Below are 7193 nucleotides of genomic sequence, written 5' to 3'. Positions count from 1 at the left end.
AATCGGATTGTCGATGCTGGTGAATGTCGACACGCACAATCGCACAGGCGCGCGCCTGCCGCAACTTGCCCAGAACACGCCGAGTTATGCGACCGACGTATTCCAGTCGCAGGATGCCGGCGCCGATGCGCGCGCAAAATCAATCATTGCCGCTAACACGGGGGAACCGGTGCGCCGGGGTGGCAAGACAGATCACGCAAACAGCACGCAATCCGGCCATCTTGTGAAATTTGGAGCCTCCAAACCGCCCGCCACAACGCCGGCGGGACCGCTCTAAAACGAGTTCACCGGAACGCCATTATGACCGCCGCATCAAATACCGCTGACGCCCGCGTCCCAAAAACGCCGGTTTTTGCGGTGCTCGCGCCGCTCAAGGATGGCGCGCTTATCGCGGGCACCATTGCGCTGTCGCTGGCGACTTTCATGAACGTGCTGGACACCTCGATTGCCAATGTATCGCTGCCCTCGATAGCCGGCGACCTCGGCGTTTCACCTGAGCAAGGCACGTGGGTCATTACCTCGTTCGGAGTAGCGAACGCAATCTCGCTGCCGCTGACCGGTTGGCTCACCCAGCGCTATGGTCAGGTGCGGCTGTTTTTGGCGTCGGTCATGTTGTTCGTAATTGCTTCGCTATTGTGCGGATTCGCGCCTTCAATCGAGCTCCTGATTTTCTTCCGCGTCATTCAAGGCGCAGTGGCGGGACCGATGATTCCACTTTCCCAAACACTGCTGCTCTCGAGTTATCCCAAGCAAAAAACGGGCACTGCCCTTGCAATGTGGTCCATCACCACGCTGGTAGCGCCCGTGGTGGGACCGCTGCTTGGCGGCTGGATCACGGATAACATTTCTTGGCCGTGGATCTTCTATATCAACGTGCCCGTCGGCATCGCCGCTGCGGCAGTGACGTGGGTCATTTACAGCAAGCGCGAGACGTCGACTTGCAAACTTCCGATCGACACGGTCGGGCTGGGGCTGCTCATAATCTGGGTGGGCGCGCTGCAGGTCATGCTCGACAAGGGCAAGGACCTCGACTGGTTTAACTCGACGTTCATCACGGGACTGGCTATCACCGCGGTTCTGGGTTTTGCGCTGTTTTTGGTATGGGAGCTGACTGAGCAACATCCGGTCGTGAAGTTGCGGCTGTTCGCGCGGCGCAATTTCTGGACCGGCACGCTGTCGCTTTCGCTCGGATACGGCGCCTTCTTCGGTAACGTGGTGCTGCTGCCGCTTTGGCTGCAGCAGCACATGGGCTATACCGCGACCCTTGCCGGCGTGGCGCTGGCGCCGGTGGGGCTGCTCGCCATCCTGCTATCGCCTCTCGTGGGGAAAAATATCCAACGCGTCGATGCGCGGGTTTTCGCAACCGCATCCTTCGTGATATTCGCAGTGGTGATGCTGATGCGTTCGCACTTTAACACCCAGGCCGACCTCTACACGATACTGATACCGACCATCGTGCAAGGTGCAGCGGTCGCTATTTTTTTTATTCCGCTGATCACCCTCACGCTTTCAGGCTTACGTCCGAACGAAATTGCAGCTGCGACCGGTTTGAACAATTTCGCGCGCATTAGCGCAGGCTCATTTGGCACGTCGATTGTGACCACGTTATGGGACCACCGCGCAAGCCTGCATCACGCGCAGCTGGCTGAGTACATTACGACCTACAGCCCGGTTTCCACGCAGTCGTTTGCAAACCTTCAGGCCTTGGGCCTAAATACCGGGCAAAGCCATGCCATGGTGAATCGCGTGATCGATCAACAGGCATTTATGCTTTCGGCAAATGATATCTTCTACGCATCCGCGATACTGTTTTTGCTTTTGATTCCGGTCATCTGGCTTGCGCGACCGTGCAAGGAATCGTTGACGGGGGTCGTTGGTGCCGACTAGGTTGCATTAAATTTTTTTATGTTAAATCCGCGCCACAGCGATTAATTAACTCAAAGAAAGGAAACCAAGGTGAAGCTCTATTACTACCCTGGCGCCTGCTCGATGGCGCCGCATATAGTGCTGCGCGAGGCGGGCTACAATTTTGACCTGGAGAAGGTCGACTTTGCCACGATGAAAACCGCCGGCGGGGAGGATTTCTGGAAGGTCAACCCAAAAGGTTACGTGCCCGCGCTCAAGCTCGACCACGGGCAAATTTTCACTGAAGTCGCAGTCATTCTCCAGTACCTGGCCGATCAGAAGCCCGAATCGGGATTGATACCCAAGGCCGGCACCATGGAGCGCTACCGGCTGATGGAATGGTTGAACTTCATCGCATCCGAAATTCACAAGTCGCTCGGAGCGTTTTTCCATCCGCAAACGACACCCGAATGGAAGGAAAGGCAGCGGGCGCTGGTCGGCAAACGCTTTGATTACCTCGCCTCCGCGCTCGACGGCAGGCAATATATCATGGGAAACAAGTTCACTGTGGCAGACGCGTATTTATTCACAGTGCTCAACTGGACGCGTTTTCACAAGATCGATCTGACCAAATGGCCCAAAATCAGGGACTACCTGGCGAAAATGGTCGAGCGCCCCGCGATTCGGGAATCAATGAAGGCGGAAGGGCTCCTCAAATAGTATTAACGTTTGGCCTCGGGAATCCGCGTTATGCAAGTCGATCTTATACATGCCTGCGGTCTTGGCCTTAAAAACTTGAGTCATCGAAATTTTCAGTGCCACGAGGAAACCCGCAACGCGGTGGCGCGCCTTGCGCGAAGCTCCAACCCATGCCGCGCCTGATCGTAATTCCGCTGATCGTCGCCTGCGCTCTCTTCATGGAGACCATGGATTCGACAGTGATCGCGACCTCGTTGCCGGCCATTGCCAAGGACATTGGGGAAAATCCGCTCGCGCTTAAGCTCGCGCTGACGTCCTATCTCGTCAGCCTCGCGGTTTTCATACCGATCAGCGGCTGGATGGCCGACCGCTTCGGGGCGCGCCGCGTGTTCGCCGCGGCGATCGCCGTATTCATGGGCGGATCACTGCTGTGCGCGGCATCAAGCACGCTCGCGCAGTTCGTCGGCGCGCGCTTCCTGCAGGGAATGGGCGGAGCGATGATGGTGCCGGTCGGCCGCCTCGTACTGCTGCGCTCCGTGCCGAAACGCGAGCTGGTTGCAATGCTCACCTATTTGACGGTGCCGGCGCTGCTCGGACCGGTTATCGGGCCGCCGCTGGGAGGCATGGTCACGCTGTATTTTCACTGGCGCTGGATATTCCTGATCAACATTCCAATCAGCGTCATCGGCTTTTATCTGGTGCTGCGCTTTATTCCAAACATCCGCGAGCCAGATATGCCGCCGCTCGATTTGCGCGGATTCATGCTTTCGGGAATTGGGTTGTCGGTGTTGATGCTGGGCCTGTCCGCGCTCGGCGGCCATCTTTTGTCCGCGGAAATTTCGTCCGCCTGCATCGTGCTCGGCGCGCTGCTGCTCTCCGGTTACGCCTGGCATGCGCAGCGCAACCCGCATCCATTGATTAACCTGGCGCTGCTGAAGCTTCCCACGTTCCGTGCCGGCGTGCTGGGCGGCGGATTATTCCGTATCGGCGTCGGCGCGACGCCTTTTCTGCTGCCGCTGCTGCTGCAAATCGGCTTCGGACTTGATCCTCTGCAATCCGGTTTGCTGACCGCCGCCGTGGCGGCGGGCGCATTGTTCATGAAAACCCTGACAACCACAATCCTCCGGCGCTACGGATTCCGTACCGTGCTGAGGGTCAACGCTGTTGCATCCTCCGCCGCCTTGGCCGCATATGGGCTATTCACGGCTGCTACGCCCCACCTCATCATCGTCGCCGTATTACTTTTCAGCGGTTGCCTGCGTTCACTGCAGTTCACCGCACTCGGTGCAATTTCGTTCGCCGACGTCAGCCAGCCGTCTATGAGCCAGGCAACGAGCTTTTCGAGCATGACGCAGCAACTCACGCAAAGCGTGGGCGTGGCGCTCGGCGCGTATGCTTTGCAGCTATCGAGTCTCCTGCAGGGCCATCACGCGATTGTCGCGGCGGATTTCTGGCCAGCGTTTCTCGCCATTGCAATTATTTCCTCGGCCTCGCTGTTTTTGCACGCGGAGCTTCCGCCCGATGCCGGCATGGAAGTATCAGGGCATGTTACCGCGGGAAAATTTGCGCAGCCGGAGGCGCAGAGGACGGTAAAAACGGAAAGCCCGAGCAAATAAAACAAAAAAGCCGGCCGCGCGGCCGGCTCTTCAGCGTATTAGTTAAATCAGATGGCGCCGGATTGCTCGTTCAGCTCGCGCACCGTTTGCTTCATGTCTTCTTCCATTTGGTCGAGGAGCAGAATGCCAACCAGAGCGCCGCGCGCCTGCAGCGATCGACCGAACGCTTCCATCTTCTTTTGCAGCCGCTTGGAGGGCTGGGCCGGTATGCCCGCCAAATTGGCGCGAATGACCGCGAAAATCTCGTGCACATCTTCCTCTGTAAACTGGCCCCTAAGAATATTATTGGGATCGAGCAATTGCTGGATAATGGGATCCAGATCGCGGGCCGGCGGCGTAGAATCAGCCCGCGCTGGGCCGGAAATAAATAGCGCTGCCAGCATTGCCGGAATCAAATAACTTGCTCGCATGATGGCCTCCGTGCTTCTTTCAACAACGCCAAGTTACGAATAAAACGCTGATACGCGGTAGTCTACACCAATTGCCGGCAATGGATAGTGCGCGCGTTACTGGATTGGCATCGGCATCGGTTCATTGTTGATGAGCGCGACCCAGCCGCGGGTGAGGCGGTAGATCACCCACAGCCCGACGATGACGGCCAGAGTCCATGCAAGCGGGATGCCGAGGATGCTGATGAAGAGCAGTCCCGCGAACATTATCCACAGCAGCGCAAACCAGAATGTTCTTAATTGCCAGCTGAAGTGCGAATCGAGGTAGGTGCCGCGCACGTCCGGGCGCCGCGCGTAATTAACGATGATGGCGATAATCGACGGCCAGCCGGTGAGAAAAGCAGTTACGATTAACACCGGTCCGAGCGCCCCCATCAGTACGCTGAAAGCATGCAATCCATACATGACATGAGTGAGCGTCACCATTCCCTCAGTGGGTTTTTGCTCAGACGTAATAATTTCAATGTCTGCCATGTATTCACACCCAATGTGGGAATTTTACCGAGAAAACAGCCCCGCCACATTATCTGCCTTTTTTCCGCCTTTAAATTCGCGAAGTCCTGCCGGGTCTGCCATGTTAATATTCTGGCACCAACTGGAGAGCGGCCGCACGCTGGCGCAGCGGACCGAGACCGCGATTATTTAATCATGATGTGGCCATCACTCAATACCACGGCGCTGCACGCTTCCTGGACCCACCGGCTGGCCCGTTCTTTGGTCCGACCGCTCGTGCATACTGGAATCACTCCTAACCACCTTACCACCCTGCGTTTTTTAAGCGGGCTGCTGGCCATCGTTGCGTTCTGTTACGGCACACGCTCGGGTGAAATCTGGGGTGGAGTGTGGTGGGTCGTATCCGTCTTTCTGGATCGCGCCGACGGCGAACTGGCGCGTTTGTCCGGCAAGAGCAGCCCGGCGGGCCATAATTACGACTACGTCACTGATGTCATCTTGACCGCGCTGTTATTCCTTGCCATTGGCGTGGGCCTGCGTCATTCCGATTTGGGGACATGGACACCGCTGCTGGGGCTGGTTGCCGCTGTCTCCACTGTCACTTCGTCGGTCTGTGGGGAATGCCTGGAGAAATTGGATGGCACCGGCAAAAAGGCCTTTTCCGGTGTGGCGGGATTTGATATCGACGATGCGCTGTATCTGATCGGACCGTTAGCCTGGTTGAGCTGGCTCGAATTTGTCGTGATCGGCGCAGCCATTTGCTCACCAGTATTTGCTCTGGTAGCGTGGCTGCGTCTGTCCCGTGCAACTCGGACCGGTGCAGCTTCAACCAAGATTTAGTACAGCGGGATGCCTTGCTGAACTAATACCTTTCTCAGTCCCTGAATAAGCGGAAAGATCTCCTGATTCCAGTCGGCGCCCTGTGAATCAAAGGCCTTTTGCTCTAACTCAACGATCCACTGATCTTCCGCAAAGATCGCTTCCGTGAACCAGATAATGAATGGCCAAAGCAGGTTCATCAGGCCAGGGATAGAGGGCTTGCGAAACATCATTAGGCCAAAGGTATGATTAGTGCGCTGCTTGCGGTCGACGGGGACATAGACATTCCAAAGATCCAGCGACGGCTCTTCGCTACCCGCCCTCCAGAATTTTAACGTCTGATACGGGTATTCGGTGCGGATCGTCATCAGATCACGTCCGACATCTTCATCGGGCTGCGAACGTCTTCTAAGAATGAATTTCTCGCCGATATGCTGTTTGCCTGTGGTGCGCGCGAAGGTAAAGTCGGCCTCGATCCAACTTTTGCCTTTACGCAAATCCTTCAAAATTGTTTTAATGCTGCCCATGAGTCGACGGTGTAGAAACTGATGATTCATGTCCATCAGATTCTCGTGCATAAAGGAGTAATGGCAATAAACCTCACGGTCGAGATAGCGCGTTTTGTAGCGTGGATTGGCGTGTGTCGGGATATTCGGGAAGATGGCGGACTCCAGGTTTGCCTTATCGCCCGGATAAACAAAGATGAGTCCATAGGCTTCCTGACAGGGGTAACTTCGCACACCATTAGGAAGTGATTTGTCCTCGCTGAGGTAGGGAACACTTATGCATTTTCCTGTCGCGTCGTACGTCCAACCGTGATAGCCGCACTGAATGTGTTCCCCCTTCACGGCGCCGACGTGCAACGGGATCTGCCGGTGGGCGCAGCGATCCTCAAGGGCGAACAGTGTGTTGTTCTCCGTTCTGACCAATACAATAGGATCGCCTGCGAAACTGACGCCGATTGCCTTTCCTTTCTGTAGACGTTTGCTAAGGGCCACCGGATACCAGTAGTCCGGGTGAATTCCGGTCTTTCGCAGATCGGGTGAATTGGCTCGTTGGGACGACCCAGATAATTGGACAGTGTTTCCAACAGTCATTGTCTTTTCGATTTCTGATTGTTGGCGATCATGCGACTCCCCTCAAAAGCGGGTCGATTTCTGTTGGGGCAAACGTGGACCGCGTACAGCGTTATAAAATTCAATCAATGCATGATTGACTCGGCACTATCCTACCATGAAAGTACATAGGATCAGTTACTACTGCGTCATTCGGCACGCCTGAACCGGGCTTAAAATCGCTCGGAAGTTTCTCC

The 7193-nt window shown here is 56.1% G+C and carries 8 protein-coding genes; 5 read left to right on the top strand and 3 right to left on the bottom strand.

The genetic code is table 11. From position 1 onward, the window contains the following. From VLV32_10825 to VLV32_10810, 4 genes are all read left to right on the top strand, one after another. Positions 1 to 277: hypothetical protein (locus VLV32_10825; GenBank protein HUL42378.1), on the top strand; the 277-nt coding region annotated here is incomplete at its 5' end. A gap of 23 nt (positions 278 to 300) precedes the next feature. After that, the gene (locus VLV32_10820) at positions 301 to 1887 is read left to right on the top strand and encodes a DHA2 family efflux MFS transporter permease subunit (GenBank protein HUL42377.1); all 1587 of its coding nucleotides are present in this window, start codon (positions 301 to 303) and stop codon (positions 1885 to 1887) included. Positions 1888 to 1956: 69 nt separating this feature from the next. After that, complete coding sequence (gstA, locus tag VLV32_10815; protein ID HUL42376.1) at positions 1957 to 2565, top strand: glutathione transferase GstA; 609 nt, start codon at positions 1957 to 1959, stop codon at positions 2563 to 2565. Positions 2566 to 2714: 149 nt separating this feature from the next. Continuing rightward, a complete protein-coding gene (locus VLV32_10810) occupies positions 2715 to 4160 on the top strand; it encodes an MFS transporter (protein HUL42375.1) in 1446 nt (481 codons plus the stop codon). Between the two features lie 47 nt (positions 4161 to 4207). On the opposite strand, the gene VLV32_10805 is transcribed toward VLV32_10810, so the two are convergent. Both VLV32_10805 and VLV32_10800 read right to left on the bottom strand, forming a co-directional pair. Then, on the bottom strand, positions 4208 to 4570 hold the full coding sequence (locus VLV32_10805; GenBank protein ID HUL42374.1) for a hypothetical protein: 363 nt from the start codon (positions 4568 to 4570) through the stop codon (positions 4208 to 4210). Positions 4571 to 4666: 96 nt separating this feature from the next. Further along, positions 4667 to 5083 (bottom strand): hypothetical protein, encoded by a 417-nt coding sequence (locus VLV32_10800; protein HUL42373.1) that lies wholly within the window; start codon positions 5081 to 5083, stop codon positions 4667 to 4669. A 174-nt stretch (positions 5084 to 5257) separates the two neighbouring features. On the opposite strand from VLV32_10800, the gene VLV32_10795 reads away from it, so the two are divergent. After that, positions 5258 to 5902 carry a CDP-alcohol phosphatidyltransferase family protein gene (locus VLV32_10795; GenBank protein ID HUL42372.1) on the top strand — a complete coding sequence of 215 codons (645 nt, stop codon included), beginning with the start codon at positions 5258 to 5260 and terminating at the stop codon, positions 5900 to 5902. Here VLV32_10795 and VLV32_10790 read toward each other — a convergent pair. Beyond that, the gene (locus VLV32_10790; protein HUL42371.1) at positions 5899 to 6879 is read right to left on the bottom strand and encodes a Rieske 2Fe-2S domain-containing protein; all 981 of its coding nucleotides are present in this window, start codon (positions 6877 to 6879) and stop codon (positions 5899 to 5901) included. The two genes, VLV32_10795 and VLV32_10790, sit on opposite strands and share 4 nt — an antisense overlap. Positions 6880 to 7193: the final 314 nt, after the last annotated feature.

The organism is Burkholderiales bacterium, assembly GCA_035518095.1.
Taxonomy (GTDB): Bacteria; Pseudomonadota; Gammaproteobacteria; order Burkholderiales; family JAHFRG01; genus JAHFRG01.
The sequence above is the reverse complement of the archived record's forward strand: the minus strand, read 5'-3'. Positions and strand labels throughout refer to the sequence as shown.